10 protein-coding genes are annotated in these 15,863 nt (G+C 44.0%); 8 read left to right on the top strand and 2 right to left on the bottom strand.

From position 1 onward, the window contains the following. Positions 1 to 59: 59 nt before the first annotated feature. Genes B0E43_RS15500 through B0E43_RS15485 form a run of 4 tightly spaced genes read left to right on the top strand, consistent with a single transcriptional unit; the run spans position 60 to position 6,311 of the window. A complete protein-coding gene (locus tag B0E43_RS15500; protein ID WP_077351362.1) occupies positions 60 to 794 on the top strand; it encodes a hypothetical protein in 735 nt (244 codons plus the stop codon). Next, positions 791 to 3,520 carry a TonB-dependent receptor gene (locus B0E43_RS15495; RefSeq protein WP_077351360.1) on the top strand — a complete coding sequence of 910 codons (2,730 nt, stop codon included), beginning with the start codon at positions 791 to 793 and terminating at the stop codon, positions 3,518 to 3,520. The genes B0E43_RS15500 and B0E43_RS15495 overlap by 4 nt, the downstream gene beginning before the upstream one ends. After that, positions 3,520 to 4,677 carry a DUF4249 domain-containing protein gene (locus B0E43_RS15490; RefSeq protein ID WP_077351358.1) on the top strand — a complete coding sequence of 386 codons (1,158 nt, stop codon included), beginning with the start codon at positions 3,520 to 3,522 and terminating at the stop codon, positions 4,675 to 4,677. Before B0E43_RS15495 ends, B0E43_RS15490 begins: the two co-directional genes overlap by 1 nt. Positions 4,678 to 4,679: 2 nt before the next feature. Then, positions 4,680 to 6,311, top strand: coding sequence for a hypothetical protein (locus B0E43_RS15485; RefSeq protein WP_077351356.1), 1,632 nt, complete (start codon positions 4,680 to 4,682; stop codon positions 6,309 to 6,311). A 69-nt stretch (positions 6,312 to 6,380) separates the two neighbouring features. On the opposite strand, the gene B0E43_RS15480 is transcribed toward B0E43_RS15485, so the two are convergent. Beyond that, the gene (locus tag B0E43_RS15480) at positions 6,381 to 6,815 is read right to left on the bottom strand and encodes a hypothetical protein (protein WP_077351354.1); all 435 of its coding nucleotides are present in this window, start codon (positions 6,813 to 6,815) and stop codon (positions 6,381 to 6,383) included. A gap of 651 nt (positions 6,816 to 7,466) precedes the next feature. Here B0E43_RS15480 and B0E43_RS15475 point away from each other — a divergent pair. After that, positions 7,467 to 9,449: a M1 family metallopeptidase gene (locus B0E43_RS15475; RefSeq protein WP_077351352.1), complete on the top strand. Its 1,983-nt coding sequence runs from the start codon at positions 7,467 to 7,469 to the stop codon at positions 9,447 to 9,449. Between the two features lie 118 nt (positions 9,450 to 9,567). Beyond that, complete coding sequence (locus tag B0E43_RS15470; RefSeq protein ID WP_077351350.1) at positions 9,568 to 10,176, top strand: alpha-ketoglutarate-dependent dioxygenase AlkB; 609 nt, start codon at positions 9,568 to 9,570, stop codon at positions 10,174 to 10,176. A 379-nt stretch (positions 10,177 to 10,555) separates the two neighbouring features. Here the strand turns inward: B0E43_RS15470 and B0E43_RS15460 are convergent, their stop codons facing one another. Continuing rightward, positions 10,556 to 11,158, bottom strand: coding sequence for a TetR/AcrR family transcriptional regulator (locus B0E43_RS15460; protein ID WP_077351346.1), 603 nt, complete (start codon positions 11,156 to 11,158; stop codon positions 10,556 to 10,558). A 222-nt stretch (positions 11,159 to 11,380) separates the two neighbouring features. Here B0E43_RS15460 and B0E43_RS15455 point away from each other — a divergent pair, with 222 nt between their 5' ends. Both B0E43_RS15455 and B0E43_RS15445 read left to right on the top strand, forming a co-directional pair. Then, the gene (locus tag B0E43_RS15455) at positions 11,381 to 12,268 is read left to right on the top strand and encodes a metallophosphoesterase (protein ID WP_077351344.1); all 888 of its coding nucleotides are present in this window, start codon (positions 11,381 to 11,383) and stop codon (positions 12,266 to 12,268) included. A gap of 353 nt (positions 12,269 to 12,621) precedes the next feature. Next, on the top strand, positions 12,622 to 15,855 hold the full coding sequence (locus tag B0E43_RS15445) for a TonB-dependent receptor (RefSeq protein ID WP_077351340.1): 3,234 nt from the start codon (positions 12,622 to 12,624) through the stop codon (positions 15,853 to 15,855). The last annotated feature ends 8 nt before the right edge of the window (positions 15,856 to 15,863 follow it).

The following is a 15,863-nucleotide window of genomic DNA, read 5'->3' as shown; positions in this document are numbered from 1 at the left end:
AAGAAATTGAAAAAAAGGCTTTTTTGACGGTTATTGAACTTCCGCCCACAAATTAACCGATGAGAAAAGTCTTGTTTTTTCTCTTTCTTCTGGCTTTTTCCTTTTCTCAAGACCTATTTGGACAGGAACAAGAACTAAGCCCTACACTTCTGGCCATGTATCAGGAGGAGCTTCCGTTTTTTCAGGAATTGATCACTGGCGGGCAATATGCCGATCCTCCGGTCAACTATCTCGGCAGCCCTTTTTTTGATGTCAGGGTTTTCCAAAACGGAAAAATTCAGGTCAATGGCAATACCTATTCAAAAGTTCCCTTGCTCTATGACACATGGTTGGACGAAGTGATTACGTTTCATCCGATCTACAATCAGAAAATCCTGATCAAAGCCGAAAAAATCGAGGGATTCACGTTGGTTGACAATGCAGTTTTTCGCAGATTCAGCGGAAATCCGGATTATGGAAAACACCATCACGGATTTTATCAGGTGATCTCCGATGGAGAAATCAAACTCCTCAAGAAGCATTATAGTACTGTCGAATCTGTCAAAGAATCAGGTCTGATCACGCGGGAGTACATTAATGAGAAGGATTATTTCTTTTGGTTTGAAGGGGATTTTTTGAAAGCAAACAAAAAAAAGGAGGCAATTGCTGGGCTGGGGCTATCCAAAAAAGCTGTGGCTGAACATTTCGGCGGAAAAGATTTGTACCAAAAAAATAATCCTCAGGCCTTCCTTTTGGGATTGTTGGAGTTGAGGAAAAAACTACCTATGCCTTTCACTGGATTTTCAGAGCAATGAACCGACTTTTTACCATCCTCTTATTGCTACTCTGTAGTATCCAGGCATTCGCACAGGTAGAGACTCCGAAAATTTCCGGAATCTACATGGGGATGTCGTTTCCCCGATTTGCCAATTCGATTGAGGAGGAGACAAGCTATCGGTTTATATATCGGGAAGCGGATGTCGATTCTTTGACTGTAAATCTCCAGGCCCAAAACGTAGAGCTCCGGACTTTGCTCAATCAGGTTTTTTCGGGTTCCGGGCTATTTTTCACCATAGATTCTCAAAAACAAGTTTGGATCACTAAAGGAAAGCCAATTACGCTGGATTTTCCTTCCACATATTTTAACGTTCTCTCTGACCCCAGCCAGGTCAAAGCCGAGGAAGGAATAGGAGCTTTTGCCAAAAATCAGCGCTTCTCCATCGGTAGAACTTCCGACAAGCCCGAGTCCAAACAAGCCACCATCAGCGGAATAGTGTCCAGCGTGGAATCTGGAAAACCTATGTCTGGAGCTGTGGTAGTGGAAAAAACAAATTATACCCAGGTTACTACAGATCGGGAAGGCAGATTTCAAATCACCCTCGACAAGGGAAGGCATACCATCTATGTCCAAAACATCGGCGGATATCAGGAACAGCGCCACATTGACTTGCGCGGTGATGGCATTCTCAATATCGAAATCCAGGAAAATATCCTATCTCTGGATGAAGTGGTGGTGAGTTCAGGTGCACTTTCGCATGTCAACAAATTGGAAATGGGCGTTCAGTCCCTCAGTGTTGCTGAAGTCAAGCGACTTCCGGCAGTCATGGGTGAGGTCGATGTGCTCAGAGGCATCCTAACCATGCCGGGTGTGAATACCGCAGGTGAGGCGACTGTGGGATTCAACGTACGGGGAGGTTCCGCTGACCAAAACTTGATCCTGTATGGGCAATCCACAGTTTTCAATCCTTCCCACGTTTTCGGATTTTTCTCGGCATTCAATTCTGACATGGTTTCGGGGGTAGAACTCCACAAAGGAAGTGTGCCTGTGAATTATGGTGGTCGACTTTCTTCAGTTTTGGAAATAGAGCCCAAGTTTGGAAGAGCCGAAAAAATCGGAGGATCCGGGGGAATCGGCATCCTGACCAGCAGACTGAGTTTGGATGGACCAATCGGGAAAAACACAACTTTCCTTATTGGTGGCCGAACTACTTATTCCAACTGGGCACTGGACCTGCTTGAAGAAAACGCAGAATTGTCAGGAAGCGATGTTGCATTTTACGATTGGAATGCCAATATCCAGCACCGAATAAACGACAAAAACTCCCTGGAACTGATCAGCTACATGAGCCGGGATAAATTCAGTTTTGATCCTGATACAACTTATTCCTATCAAAATCTGAATCTTGCGCTTTCCTGGAGAAGGTATTTCAATGAACGGCTGGAGGGAAAAATCACGTTGGGAAGGGATGCTTATGAATTCAACATTGAAGGGCTGGACAATCCGCTTAATTCATTCAATTACGGATTTGATATCGAACAGCTTCAGTTGAGAACTGACTTCGAATACCGCAATGGGAAACATATTTTTGATTTTGGTTTTCAAGCAATCCAATACACCCTCAATCCCGGGCACATGAGTCCATTTGGGCCAGAATCCATTGTGACAGACAAAAAACTTGACGAGGAAAAAGGCCGGGAATTTTCAGTTTTTGTCGGAGATGAAATCCAGGTGAATGACAAACTGGCTTTCTCACTTGGGATGCGCTATATGCTCTATCAACTACTGGGCCCAGCGCAATTCAAGGAATACTCTGAGGGCGGACCCTACACTCCGGGCAATGTCACCGGTGAGGTGAATTTTGGTGAGGGGGAAGTGGTCCAAACCTACCATGGACCTGAATTCCGCTTGGGGGGAAGGTATATTCTGGACAATAAATCTTCACTCAAATTCGGCGTAAACACCATGCGTCAAAACATTCACCTGCTTTCTAACAGCTCGGTGATTACCCCGACCGACAGTTGGAAACTCAGTGATCTATACCTCAAACCCCAGTTGGGGCAACAGGCTTCCCTGGGCTATTTTCGCAATATTTTCAAAAATTCGGTTGAATTTTCCGCAGAAGTGTTTTACAGAACCATGAGCAATCTGCTGGATTACCGCTCCGGTGCCTCTATTATTCTCAACGAGGATCTGGAGCAGGATGCCCTCAATACCGATGGGAAAGCTTATGGACTTGAGTTTTTGCTTAAAAAGAGCGCAGGTCAGTTCAAAGGTTCTTTGGCTTACACCTATAGCAGGTCTCTGTTGAAAACTTCCGATGAACCGAGTGTTGAGAAAATCAACAAAGGGGACTATTACCCGAGCAATTTTGATCAGCCGCATAATCTGGTTTTGGTGACCAATTATGAGCTGAGCAAAAGGATTAATACTTCCCTGAATGTAAACTACAGCACTGGCAGACCGATCACTTTGCCGGCTGCCGAGTTTGATTATGGAGGCTCAGAGCGAGTCTATTATACCGACCGCAATGCCTATCGGATTCCGGATTATTTCCGGATTGATTTCAGCATCAACCTGGAGGGAAGTCATAAAATCAAGAAGTTGGCCCACTCTTCATGGTCTCTTGGAGTTTACAATTTACTAGGCAGAAGCAATCCGTATTCGGTCTTTTTCATTCCTGAAAACGGTCAGTTGCGTGGCTATCAGCTGTCCATTTTTGCCCGGCCGATTCCTTTTATCACTTATAATTTCAGATTCTGATGCCTTTTCGAAGCATATATATATTCGTGTTCCTACTGGCTTTGGGCTGTAAAGAACCTTTTGAGCCGGATTTGTCTGAGGAAAACCTGCGGATTTTGACTGTGGAAGGCTTTTTGGATACGGAAGGAAAGCCAAGCGAATTGTATTTGGGCTTTACCAGAAGGATTTATGGAGAAAATCTAGGTCCAGGATCCACTCCAGCTTTGGGAGCTCAGGTTTATTTGGAAAGCAATTCAGGTGTTCAATATCCGCTTCAGGAGCAGGGAGAGGGTTATTACCTTTTTGAAAAGGATATTCCCGAAAATGAAACGTACAGCTTGCGGATATTTTTGGGTGAAAACAGCAGCTATACTTCAGCACCTATCCGACCGATAGCTGCAACACCCATCGAGGAAATCGGATTTGAAAGAGATGACCGTGGCGTGGAGATCTATGTTACGACCCGGGGATCACAGGAGGTGGATGATTTTATCTGGACTTTTGAAGAGACTTATGCTTTTTCACCAAAATATGTTTCTCCTTATATCTTCAGACCTGAGACTTTGGATGTGGACACGAGAAAGCCTGAAGAGACCATTTACCTGTGTTATCGGTCACTGCAAAGCCCAGACTTGCTGATGGAAACTTCCTCCAATTTTGATGAAAATGTGATTTTCAAAAAAGCTATTACCCGGATTCTTCCTGGAGATGAGCGACTTTCAACCCGGTACAGCATTTTGGTTTCGCAAATGGCGCTTTCACCCGAGGCGGCGGAATTTTGGCAAATCATGAAAAAAAACACAGATGATATCGGTACAGTTTTTAGTCCAATGCCTTCCAATATCACCGGAAATATCAGTAACGATCAGGACCCCGAAGCTGCAGTGATCGGATTTGTGAGCTTGGGTGTGATTCAGCAGCGCAGACTTTTTATTGGTGTCCAGGAAGTAAGTCCTTGGACCAATGACCTGAGTGCTTACTATGATTGCGAGTTGGATGCGGATACAGTCACTGCTGACGGATATGAAGATAGATTTGGCACAGGGGTGAAATTTCCCGCCATGGCGGTATTTGTAGAAGGAAGTTCGGTTCCGATCGGATACCGGGCAGCCTTGCGGAGATGTGTCGATTGTACGCTCAGAGGAAGCAATGTGAAACCTGATTTTTGGGAGGATTGAATATGAATTACTTAAAGTCGGTTCTTTTACTTGTCTTCTTTGCTTTCGGAAAACCTTCCTTCGCCCAGGTCAATTCCACTTTTGAAGAGGTAGTGGATTTTAGCATTCCCAAGAATATTTACTTCACAGGAGAAAAAATCTGGCTAGCCGTCAATGTTAATTCAGCCTCCCGGCCTTCGCCTTCCCGGGTGGTTTATGCAGAACTTTGGAACAGATACGGGGAGTCTGTGGCCTTGGCCAAATTGCCGCTTCAGGAAGGAGAAGGGTTCAATTTTCTGCAAATCCCTGATGACTTGGCTTCTGACCATTATTTGCTGCGTGTATTTACAAGGGTAAGCCCTTATACGAATCTGGAAAAAGGTTTGGTTCAGGAGTTTGTCACTGTATTTAATCCCCGGATTCCTCCGGAAGTTGTGGCAGAACGGAGGTCATTTCCTGATCAACAGGAAGTTTCAAATTTGATTTCACTTTCAAAATCCACTGTCCAACCAGGTGAGCCCATTGAGATTTCTTACATGGGAATTGACAGCCTTTTGGAATTGACGGTGGCGGTTCCCAATCCATTTTTGGAAACTCAGGGGAAGATTTCTTCCAATGATCTTTATGAAAATCTTGCATCCAAGACTCTGGTACCGGAGTTTTTTGGGCATATCATTGAAGCCAGGATTGAGCCTGGTGCTTTGGATTCTTTGGGTACAGGGCTTTTTTACCTTTCCCTTCATGGGAAAAAATCAGTCCTTTTCACAGACGAACCTGATGAAGACGGCAGCCTGTTTTTTGACGCTGGAGGACTGAGAAACTGGGATTTCATGGTTGCACAGGGGGGGCAAAACCAAAACATGAATGGCTTTGAAATTGTCACTCCGAGTCCAAAGACCATTTTTAAATCCGGCTTTCAATTTCCAGCATTGCAAATCAGCCCGGCCGATCAGCTGCTTTTGAGTGAGTTGCTGAGAGGAAGTCAGATTGAAGGTTATTTCGTGCAGGAATTTCAGAATGAGCCGATTCCGGTCGTAACCGGATTTGTCCAAGACCGCACTTTTGTGCTGGATGACTACAATCGCTTCGAAAATGTGGAGACACATCTCAAGGAATATGTCCCGGAAGTGACGGTCAGGACTAGGGATAAGAGTAAAGAACTGCGGGTTTTGAATGCCTTGCAAAACAGGTCATTTACCGAGGATCCGCTCCTTTTGGTAGATGCCATGCCGATTTTTGATTTAGAAATGCTCCTGGAATTTAACCCCGCTAAGTTTGAGAAAATGGAAATTCTCACGCGCCGGTTTTTTCTCAATGAGGAGGTTTATTCCGGCGTGATCAGCTTCAGTTCTTTTCTGAATGACTTTGGCGGATTTCCCCTTCCGGCCAATGCGGTTTACCTTCCGTATTCAGGAATCCTTCCTCCGGTGACAGATCGGAAGACCCTTTTTCAGCCTGTCACAGAAATAGGAAATATGGCGGACTGGCGAACGATTCTTTACTGGTCGCCTGCTACTGAAGCTCAAATTCCAACCAAATCCATCGCTATTGATGCTCCGATTCTGAAAGGTTCATTTCAGGTGGTGGTGAAAACTGTTGATTCTGATGGGAAAGTCAATGTGGAGTATCAGCAGTTTGAAGTGGGTAAAAATTAGGATTGAGCCAGAATTGAATTTTCGATTCAATTCTGGCTCACTCACTCCGCTTAGCAAAGCAATTTCAGCTTAATTCTTATCGTAGGTCAAAATTGGGCCATCGCACATTCCCCAAGTGTTGATCAACTGATTGTTATTCCTCAAAATGAGATGTTCCGAACCTGGTCCACAATCACCTGCCAGTTCTTCCCCTTCGGTAAATTCCAATTGGACGTATAGCTTGACATCTGCGGATGACATGATTTCCCCAGGCTCCGTGGTAAAAGTTCCTGAAGCCTCCGCCGATTGGCCGTCTGTTTCTTGGGTTTTTACAAAAGTGCCGTTACGATTGAATTGATAGGTTTGGCTGTAGATCATATCGGATCCAGTCTGAATGGATTGACCCCATCCGCCTCCAATCGAAATCAGTTTCCATTGACCAATTACAGTGGAAGCTGGATCAACATCCTCCTTGCAACCAACAAAAGCGAAAAACACGAGAAGCGGTAAAAATAGCCTTTTCATAAAATGTGAAGTTTGTATCTCTAGGACAACGTAAATTATAAAACATACGCTACGATGCGAAACAGTTTTTTATTTGAGAATTTGGAAGTTTAAGGATCAGGCCTATTATTCAATATGAATGTCCGCAATGACTCCATTTGGCAAATTGAATAGAAGAAATGCAGGTCAAGGTTTGGAAGTTTTAGATCCGAAGGATCAAAACAATTCATAACCCCCGGTATAGCCGGGGGTAAAGTCACCACAATAAAAAAAGGAGCCCTGAAGGGGCGATACTTTGAAGTTTCACCCTTTCAGGGCTCAAAGGAAGGGAAATTCAATGGCGACCCTGCACTTCGTACAGGGTCATGAATGGTTAGGCTCCTTCGGAGCTATATAAGAAGTCGATTTGAAATAATGTTGAATTATTGACTTACCAAATCTTATTCTGCTTTCATCTTTGTGGGGGTGTCATTGCGGATATAGATACTTTACTAGCTATCCGCTTTATAGCCCTAACCAAAGGAACGAAGGATTGAAGATAGATTGCATCAGCTGTGGACTGTTGTCTGTCGACTGTGGTCGAATAATCCAAACATTCGAAACCCTAAATTCCCAATGAGAATTACCCGAAATTTCACTAAGTTTTCCGAACCGAAACAAACTACCCTAAACATGCGAAAAATACTTTTTCTGCTTTTTCTGAGCAGTTCTGCGGCAGTAGCCCAACAAATCACCCCCTTACCACTTCGAAATTCCATAGAAACCGACCATCGGTCTATCCGCCGGGATGTACCGATGACCAATTCGATCCGGAAAGCCTTCGAAGCAGGCACGCGGGATTTTACCGGCAAACCCGGCCCAAATTATTGGCAGCTCGAAACTGATTTCACCATTCAGGCGAGCTTGGATCCGCATACTCAAACTATTACCGGAACTGAAAAAATTCTTGTCCACAACAACAGCAAGGATGATTTGGACAGAATTGTGTTGCGGCTGGATCACAACGTTTTCAAGGGCGATGTCCCACGCGGTCTTTCTACTCCCGCCGAACAAACTGATGGAATGGTAGTAACCCGCATTTTAGTCGCAGGTGAATCCATTGATCTCACCGAGCAAAAGCTGGGGCGAAATGAAACCCCAAAGTCAGGTGTGACCGGGCTGGGCAAAACTATCGCCACGATTTATCTTTCAAAGCCGATCAAAGCCGGAAGCAAAACAGAATTGGAGATCGACTGGCACACCAAATTGCCGGGTGGGCCAGATGGTGTGGGACACCGGATGACGCAGCGCTTTGACAGCACACTTTTCCAGCCAACCCAATGGTTTCCGCGATTGGCCAAATACGATGATCTGAGAGGCTGGGAGACCAGTCCCTATCTGGGTCCGGCAGAGTTTTTCAATAATTTCGGGAAGTTTGATGTGTCCATCACGGTACCCGGGGGATGGATAGTGAGTGGAACCGGTATTTTGCAAAATCCGGAAAAAGTCCTGACTCCAACTGTCGCTCAGGGTCGGGCAAAAGTTCTGGACTCAGATGACGAAATCACAATAGTGGGAGAGGATGAAAAAGGCAAAGCAACTATACCAGGCGATAAGTTAACCTGGCGATTTGTGGCCGACAAAGTAAATGATTTTGCCTGGGCAGCTTCTGCGGATTTTATCTGGAAAGGAACACGTGCTAATATTCCAGGCAAAGGGTATGTTCCTATTTACATGGTATTTATACCCGAACGGGCCAAACTATTTGTCAACGCTGCCAAAAACACCAGACATGCCATGGAGTTTTATTCCAAACTCTGGGCACCTTATCCTTTTCCCCAACTTACTCTGCAGGATGGACCAAGTTCCGGAATGGAATACCCCATGGTGATCAATTCCAATCAGGGAGCTGCTGACCACGAAACTGCCCATCAGTGGTGGCCCATGATGCTGGGAACCAACGAAACCCGCTATGGCTGGATGGATGAGGGATTCAACCAATACATGAATATTCTATCCGGTGCGGACTCTAGAGGTACTCCTGCCAATCTGGATGGCATTGGCCAAAGCTATGGCCGAGTAAGCGGGAGTGAGGATGAGGCTCCGCTGATGTGGAGTGCCAACGATGCAGGTATTGGCTATGGCTACCAGACTTACCAGAAAACACCGCCCATGTTATCCATGCTGGGGGGAATCGTCGGTGACGATGCCGTGATCAATGCGATGAAAAAATACACGGCTGCTTGGGCTTATAAGCATCCATCTCCTTGGGATTACATGTTTTTCATGAACAATGAATTGGGACAAAATCTGGAGTGGTTCTGGTATTATTGGCTGTTTACCACCGAATCTGTCGAAGGATCGATCGAAAACGTAAGCAGCGAAAGTGGAAAAACCATTGTGACAGTAAAGCAAGCTGGGGAGATGCCTTCGCCGGTAGTCTTGAAAGTTGAATTTGAGGCAGGCGAACAGGAATTAACACCTATGCCGAATTCAAGTTTGCTGGATCCAAACACAGCTGTCGTTACCTGGCCGGTTGATGTCTGGTGGGATGGAAGCCGTGCCTTCGATGCGGTTTTGGATTTCGGTCCAAGAAAAATCAAGAAAATCACCTTGGATCCAAACGGTCGCTTTCCTGATCTAAAAGTGGACGACAATGTATGGCAGGCAAAGTGATTTGTTAACAGTCCACGGTCGACAGTCTACAGAAAGTCCTTTTGGACTTCAGGCCTAATTGAATTTGGTAAGTTGTAATAAAGCGGATAATCAGAAATTTTATTCAAAATCTGGTGAAATGATGTTGTTTGAGGATTGGGTGGACAAAACCAAAAACTGGCTTCCAGAAGGCGGGACTGTGAATTATTATGGAAAGGTTTTCAGTCCAAAAGAGGCGGATTATTACCTGAAAGCTCTCCTTGAATCCATCGAATGGAGAAATGACGAAGCGGTAATTTTTGGAAAAAAGATCATTACCAAACGGAAAGTCGCCTGGTACGGAAGTCAGCCTTTTGAATACACCTATTCCAATACAACCAAGCGGGCATTGCCCTGGACACCGGAACTTCTTGAATTAAAAAATAGGGTAGAGCAGGAATGTGGAGATACCTTCAATTCCTGCCTGCTCAATTTGTACCATTCTGGGGAAGAAGGAATGGCCTGGCACAGTGACGGGGAAACGGACCTGAAAAAGGACGGTTCCATTGGTTCTGTCAGCTTTGGTGCCGAGCGAAAGTTTGCCTTCAAGCACAAAGTAACCAAGCAAAAAGTCGAGCTGATTTTGGAGCATGGCAGCCTGTTGGTGATGAAAGGCACTACGCAGACCCACTGGCTACACCGGCTTCCTCCGACTACCCGTGTCCAATCTCCCAGAGTGAATCTGACTTTTAGGACGATCGTGGAATAGGAGTAATATGCCTTTGAATTAAACTGGAGTTTGGATTTTAGCAGAAAGAAAACGAAGAAAATTTGAAGGCGAATCAAATGAAAAGTCAGCTACATTTACCAAAAATCGGCTTTAACCCGTTTTGACAAACCTTCTTAATTGCTAATCAAAAAGTAAAAAACCACCCTATGATTTTTGAATTGATCGGTTGGATAGGCGCAATCCTTTTTATTATTTCCTATTTTTTATTATCAAAAGGAAAACTTAAACAAGGCGAAGCCAGATACCATTTGTTGAATTTAGCTGGGGCAATCTGTCTGGTGATCAATGCTATTCATTTCAGGGACAAAGCAAATATTTTAGTTAATGTCGTATGGTCTACCATAGCAATAATGGCAATTTATAACACCCGTAAATCATTCTTTCGCAACAAGTCATAAACCTGTTTCTTGAAATAATCGACCTTTTGATTATAGGAAGCCTCATCCACGATCATGGACAGGTAGTAATAGGCACCTTCCACAACCACAAATATTTGTTCGGCAAGCATCGTGGTGTCCCGCCCTTCCATTTCCCTGTTGTTGTCCAGGATTTCCTTGAGGGATTCTCTCAGCTTCTCGTGAAGAATTCTATAGTCATTTTTGATCTGCTCATTTCGGAAGATCATTGCATAGCAACTGTAAAAAACTCCGTCATCAAAAAGTAAATTCCAATTTCTGGAGAACAGGGTCTCCACAATAATCGATAAATCAATGTCCTTTTTTTCCTCCAATTCCTTGGTGATCGGCTCAAAAATCAAGAGATACTGCTCAAGGATATACTCGATCAAACTGGAAATCAAAATATCCCGGGTTGGAAAATAATGCATGATCAAGCTCGGAGGCATGTCCAAATGTTTTCCGATTTTGGCTATGGAGGTGTTTTCCAGGCCATTCATTTTTGAAAGATTGTAAAATCCTTCAATGATCTCCTGTTTTCTTGCGGTAGAGATTTTCACTTTCATTTATTTGTTAATAGAGAATTAACTCTGATTTATTGATTTTCTAAAAGGTATTTTCCTACTTTTCGATATATTTTATTGAATGAGTATTCAATTTAAAAATAGAAATCCTCTAAACAAGGCCTTATTATTCTTTCGGTAAATATTTTCCTAAGAAAGTAGATTTTGGCCTAGAAAAATTAGGGGATGACTTAAAATTCAAATTTGTTTAAATCTATGTGAAGTATGAAAAGAAGATCTTTTTTTGAAAAAGCAGGAATGTTGGCGGGTTCGGTTTTAGTTTCCTCACCGATTTTGGCGGGAAATAAAGCAAGCGGCAGTGTCCTCAAAGTGGCTCACATTACTGATGTCCATATTCGGCCTGAGGAAAATGTGCCAGTCCGTGCCATTGAATGGCTTGAAAAGGTGAAACAGCATCAGCCGGATTTCTTTCTGAATGGCGGAGACACTATCAATGATGCCGCATATCAGGGAGTAAGCAGAGCTAGAACCTTGGAGCAATGGCAGGCTTGGGATCAGTTCCGGGAAAAAATCTCTGATTATGATGTCTTTAGCTGTATTGGCAATCATGATCCCTGGTGGGATGTTCCAAGCAAGGAAGATGAAATGTATGGAAAACCTTACGTGGTCAAAAGGCTTGGCATTCCTTCACCTTATTACAGTTTTGACAAAGGAAATTGGCACTTCATTATTTTGGACGGAAACCATGAAGGAATCAGTCTTGGAGTGGAACAAATGAAATGGCTTGAAAATGATCTTGATTCTTTAGCCCATGGAACTCCAACTTTGGTAATGTCCCATTTTCCAATAACCTCCATTACCAATGACCTGGTCGGTGGCCAGCATAAGGATCATAAGGAACTCAAAGATCTATTTTTCAAACATAAGGATAAAGTGAAGGTCTGTCTGAGTGGTCACCAGCATCTCCTGGATAGAGCTTGGTACAATGGGGTCCATTATTTCTGCAACGGTTCGCTCAGTGGATTTTGGTGGGGAGACGGGGACGAACAATCCGCCGGAAAACAATATTACCTGGAAACGCCCCCAGGCTATGCCATTTTGGAATTGTTTGAAAATGGGGATGTGACTAATACTTATTACCCACTTCCTTAAAATTTTGCCATTTGGCCAAAGGTCGGAACGGCCAAATGGCTGGATTTTTTTAGATTTTTTAAGCCATTAATTGAAAAAAATGGATCAAAAAGTTGTGCCTTTTCATTTTTTGGGCACCATCCATTTTTCCTTTTTTCTGAATCTGATTTCCATGAGATCAATTTTTGATTAATTCCCAAGAACGAATTTTAATAGAATATTACCCCTGCGTTAAAACTTTATTTTATCTCAAAATTTGTTTTTTTTATTTGATTACAATATTTAATATTGAATGAATGTTCAATAAATTTCTTACTCATCACTGACCTGTTCTTGAAATTTTTGAAGAATTGGGAGGTGCAAACCCCATTACTATGAAACAAATAATACAATCGCGGCTAAGGCTGGATTCATGGTTAAGAAGAGTAGGTCTTCTCCTTTTGCTCATCTCAGCTTTTGCGACACATTCGATGTCGCAAACGTCTGTCAAAGGAGTAGTCACCGACGCTTCAGGAGCTGAATTTCCGGGAGTTTCTGTCCTGGAAAAGAACACCCAAAATGGTGTGGTAACAGGCTTGAATGGTGAATTTGCCATTCAGACTTCCTCTGCAAATGCAGTATTGGTTTTTTCATTCATCGGCTACAAATCTCTTGAGCTTGCTTTGGAAGGCAGAACTTCTATTGAGGTAGCACTCACTGAGGAGGAAACCTTGCTTGAGCAGGTGGTAGTAGTGGGGTATGGAACCCAAAAGAAAATCAATGTGACCGGTGCGGTGGACCAAATCTCCGGCGACCAATTGATTGACCGGCCCATTTCCAATTTGGTCCAAGGTTTACAAGGCGTAAGTCCCGGATTGAATATCACCTACCTTGGAGGAAAACCTGGAACCGTCCCTAACATCAATATCCGCGGATTTACCTCAATTAATGGCGGTGGGCCACTGATCGTGATTGACGGAGTCGCAGGCAGCAACAGTGACTTGCTGAGATTAAATCCCTCAGACATTGAGTCCTACTCGGTACTCAGAGATGCTGCATCGGCCGCTATTTATGGAGCCAGAGCGGCATTTGGTGTGATTTTGATTACTACCAAAAAAGGGCAGGAGGGGAAACAGGTGATTTCTTACAACAATTTTTTCGCATGGGGCAAACCATCTGTACTACCCGAGCCTGTGACTGACCCCTACATTTATTCCAGAGTATTGGAGACCTCTACCAACAATACCCCTTGGGACTATGTAAACTACTCCGATGCACATTACCAATGGGCGAAAGAAAGATCTGAAAATACCTCCGTGGAAGATACCCGCTTAAATCCTACCAACCCGAACCTTTGGGCTTACATGGGAAACAATGACTGGTATGATTACTTCTTTAATTCCTCTTCTTTCTCAATGAACCACAGCTTGTCCATCAGTGGAAGCAGTGGGGGCAAAGTTCCGGTGGGTTATTACATCTCAGGTGATTATACCAACGAGAACGGGATGAACAAACTGGCGGATGATTACTGGGACCGATATTCCATGAGAGCCAGAGTGACTGCAAATCCGCTCAAATGGCTAAACGTGGACAATAACCTCAACATTTACCAGACTAAAAGAGCTGATCCATCTACCAGCCTTACCGATATCTACTACCTCCAACCTACCGATGTGGCAGTAAATCCGGATGGAACTTGGGCTAATACAGGCGCTGGACGACTTGCCGGCCGACTAACGGATGGGGGAAATAACCAGGAAAACATGTTTGGTTTCCACAACATTCTAAGAACTACAGGTACTTTCCTTAACGGAGACTTGACCGTAAATGCCAATGCCAGCTTCAAAAAGGAACAATTGAAATACCATTGGGACAGAAAGAAATTTCGGATCGGATATGGACCGGAAGATATTCGGTTTGAAGGTGGAGATGGCTCAGTAACAGAGCGAAACGGCGACCTTTCCGATATCATTTTTGACTTTTATAGCAGATACTCCAAAACAATCGGTGACCACAGTTTTGGAATTTTGGCAGGTTACAATCAACAGAGTTATACCTACAGCTCTATCCAGGCAGAAAAAAGAGTGTTGATTTCCTCCTCTCTGCCCTATATCGGATTGACCACCGGTGATGCTTTCATTACTCCGACTTACAGTTCTTTTGCAACGCAAAGTGTTTTTGGCCGGGCAAATTACACCTTCAAAAACCGCTATATCTTTGAATTGAACGGGAGATATGACGGTTCGTCCAGGTTTCCCCAGACTTCCCGATGGGGATTTTTTCCCTCTGTTTCGGGTTCTTGGCTGATGATGGACGAGCAGTTCTTTTCAGGCTTGACCAATACCATTTCTACTTTCAAAATCAGAGCCTCTTATGGAGGTTTGGGTAACCAAAACGTAAGTGATTTCGGTTATATCCAAACCCTGCCAACCGGACTTTCGGGCTATTTGATTAACGGAAACAGACAGACCATCATCACTTCAGCTCCATTATTGGCTGTGGATCCGAACTTTTATACTTGGGAAGAGGTAATCACCAGCAACCTTGGTTTGGACTTTGGAATGTTTGGAGATAAGGTCACCGGTTCATTCGATTATTTCATCCGGGATACGAAGGGAATGCTGACTGATCCGGTTGAACTTCCGGCTGTTTTGGGAACCAATCCTCCCAAACAAAATGCCGCAGACCTTCGGACCAAAGGATTTGAGGCTACTTTGAGCTACAGAGACAATTTCGGAAGTGCTTCCAATCCCGTCAATTTCGGAATGAGAGTGGTTTTATCTGATTCCAGATCTCAGATCACCAAATTCCAGAATGACCAAAATTTGTTCTCCAACTACCGTGAAGGACAGTATCTGGGAGAAATTTGGGGCTTGGTCAGCGATGGGCTGTTTCAAAACGAAGATGAAATCTCACAACTGGACCAATCAGCCATAGTTCCTTGGGGAGCTTTGGATATTGTGCCAGGCTGGCCAAAATATGTGGATCTCAATGGAGATGGTAAGATCGAAAAAGGTCTAACCGAAGATGATCCAAAGGATATGCAGATTATCGGAAATTCCTCGGACAGATATCGATATGGAGCCAATTTCGACATTTCCTACAGTGGATTTGACCTTTCAATATTCCTTCAGGGTGTTGGAAAAAAGGATTATTACCCAAGACATTACCTGTTTTGGGGACCCTATCAGCAGCCCTATGCCAATGTTTATCCTTGGAACCTTGACTTCTATCGCGGTGCAGCGGACGATGCAAGTCTGATGGCTCAACACTCCCAATCTTACATTGATGCCGGACTGGCAGAAGCAAATTTGGATTCACAGTTTCCTGTATTGCAGTCTTGGTTGGCTGATGCCAACTACGGTGGCGGTTTGGACATCCCACAGACTGGTTACATGCAAAATGCAGCTTATCTGAGAGTCAAAAACATCACTTTGGGATACACCTTTCCGCAGGAACTGACTAATCGAATCAGTGTCAATCGAATCCGAATTTTTGTGTCTGGCGAAAACCTGTATGAGTTTTCTTCAATCAAGAAATTCGTGGATCCCGAAGCCATCAACGATGGCTATGGCTGGGCGTATCCTTTCCAACGCAAGTATTCATTCGGGGTAAATATTGATCTCTAATCAGGAAT

It is taken from the genome of Algoriphagus sp. A40 (assembly GCF_002002735.1).
Taxonomy (GTDB): Bacteria; Bacteroidota; Bacteroidia; order Cytophagales; family Cyclobacteriaceae; genus Algoriphagus.
This window is presented reverse-complemented; position numbering and strand designations above follow the sequence as displayed.

What these genes read in the sequence shown, in the direction of transcription:
- B0E43_RS15500 (WP_077351362.1), top strand. Translation starts at nt 60, where the DNA reads ATGAGAAAAGTCTTGTTTTTTCTCTTTCTTCTGGCTTTTTCCTTTTCT.
- B0E43_RS15495 (WP_077351360.1), top strand. Translation starts at nt 791, where the DNA reads ATGAACCGACTTTTTACCATCCTCTTATTGCTACTCTGTAGTATCCAG.
- B0E43_RS15490 (WP_077351358.1), top strand. Translation starts at nt 3,520, where the DNA reads ATGCCTTTTCGAAGCATATATATATTCGTGTTCCTACTGGCTTTGGGC.
- B0E43_RS15485 (WP_077351356.1), top strand. Translation starts at nt 4,680, where the DNA reads ATGAATTACTTAAAGTCGGTTCTTTTACTTGTCTTCTTTGCTTTCGGA.
- B0E43_RS15480 (WP_077351354.1), bottom strand. Translation starts at nt 6,815, where the DNA reads ATGAAAAGGCTATTTTTACCGCTTCTCGTGTTTTTCGCTTTTGTTGGT.
- B0E43_RS15475 (WP_077351352.1), top strand. Translation starts at nt 7,467, where the DNA reads ATGCGAAAAATACTTTTTCTGCTTTTTCTGAGCAGTTCTGCGGCAGTA.
- B0E43_RS15470 (WP_077351350.1), top strand. Translation starts at nt 9,568, where the DNA reads ATGATGTTGTTTGAGGATTGGGTGGACAAAACCAAAAACTGGCTTCCA.
- B0E43_RS15460 (WP_077351346.1), bottom strand. Translation starts at nt 11,158, where the DNA reads ATGAAAGTGAAAATCTCTACCGCAAGAAAACAGGAGATCATTGAAGGA.
- B0E43_RS15455 (WP_077351344.1), top strand. Translation starts at nt 11,381, where the DNA reads ATGAAAAGAAGATCTTTTTTTGAAAAAGCAGGAATGTTGGCGGGTTCG.
- B0E43_RS15445 (WP_077351340.1), top strand. Translation starts at nt 12,622, where the DNA reads ATGAAACAAATAATACAATCGCGGCTAAGGCTGGATTCATGGTTAAGA.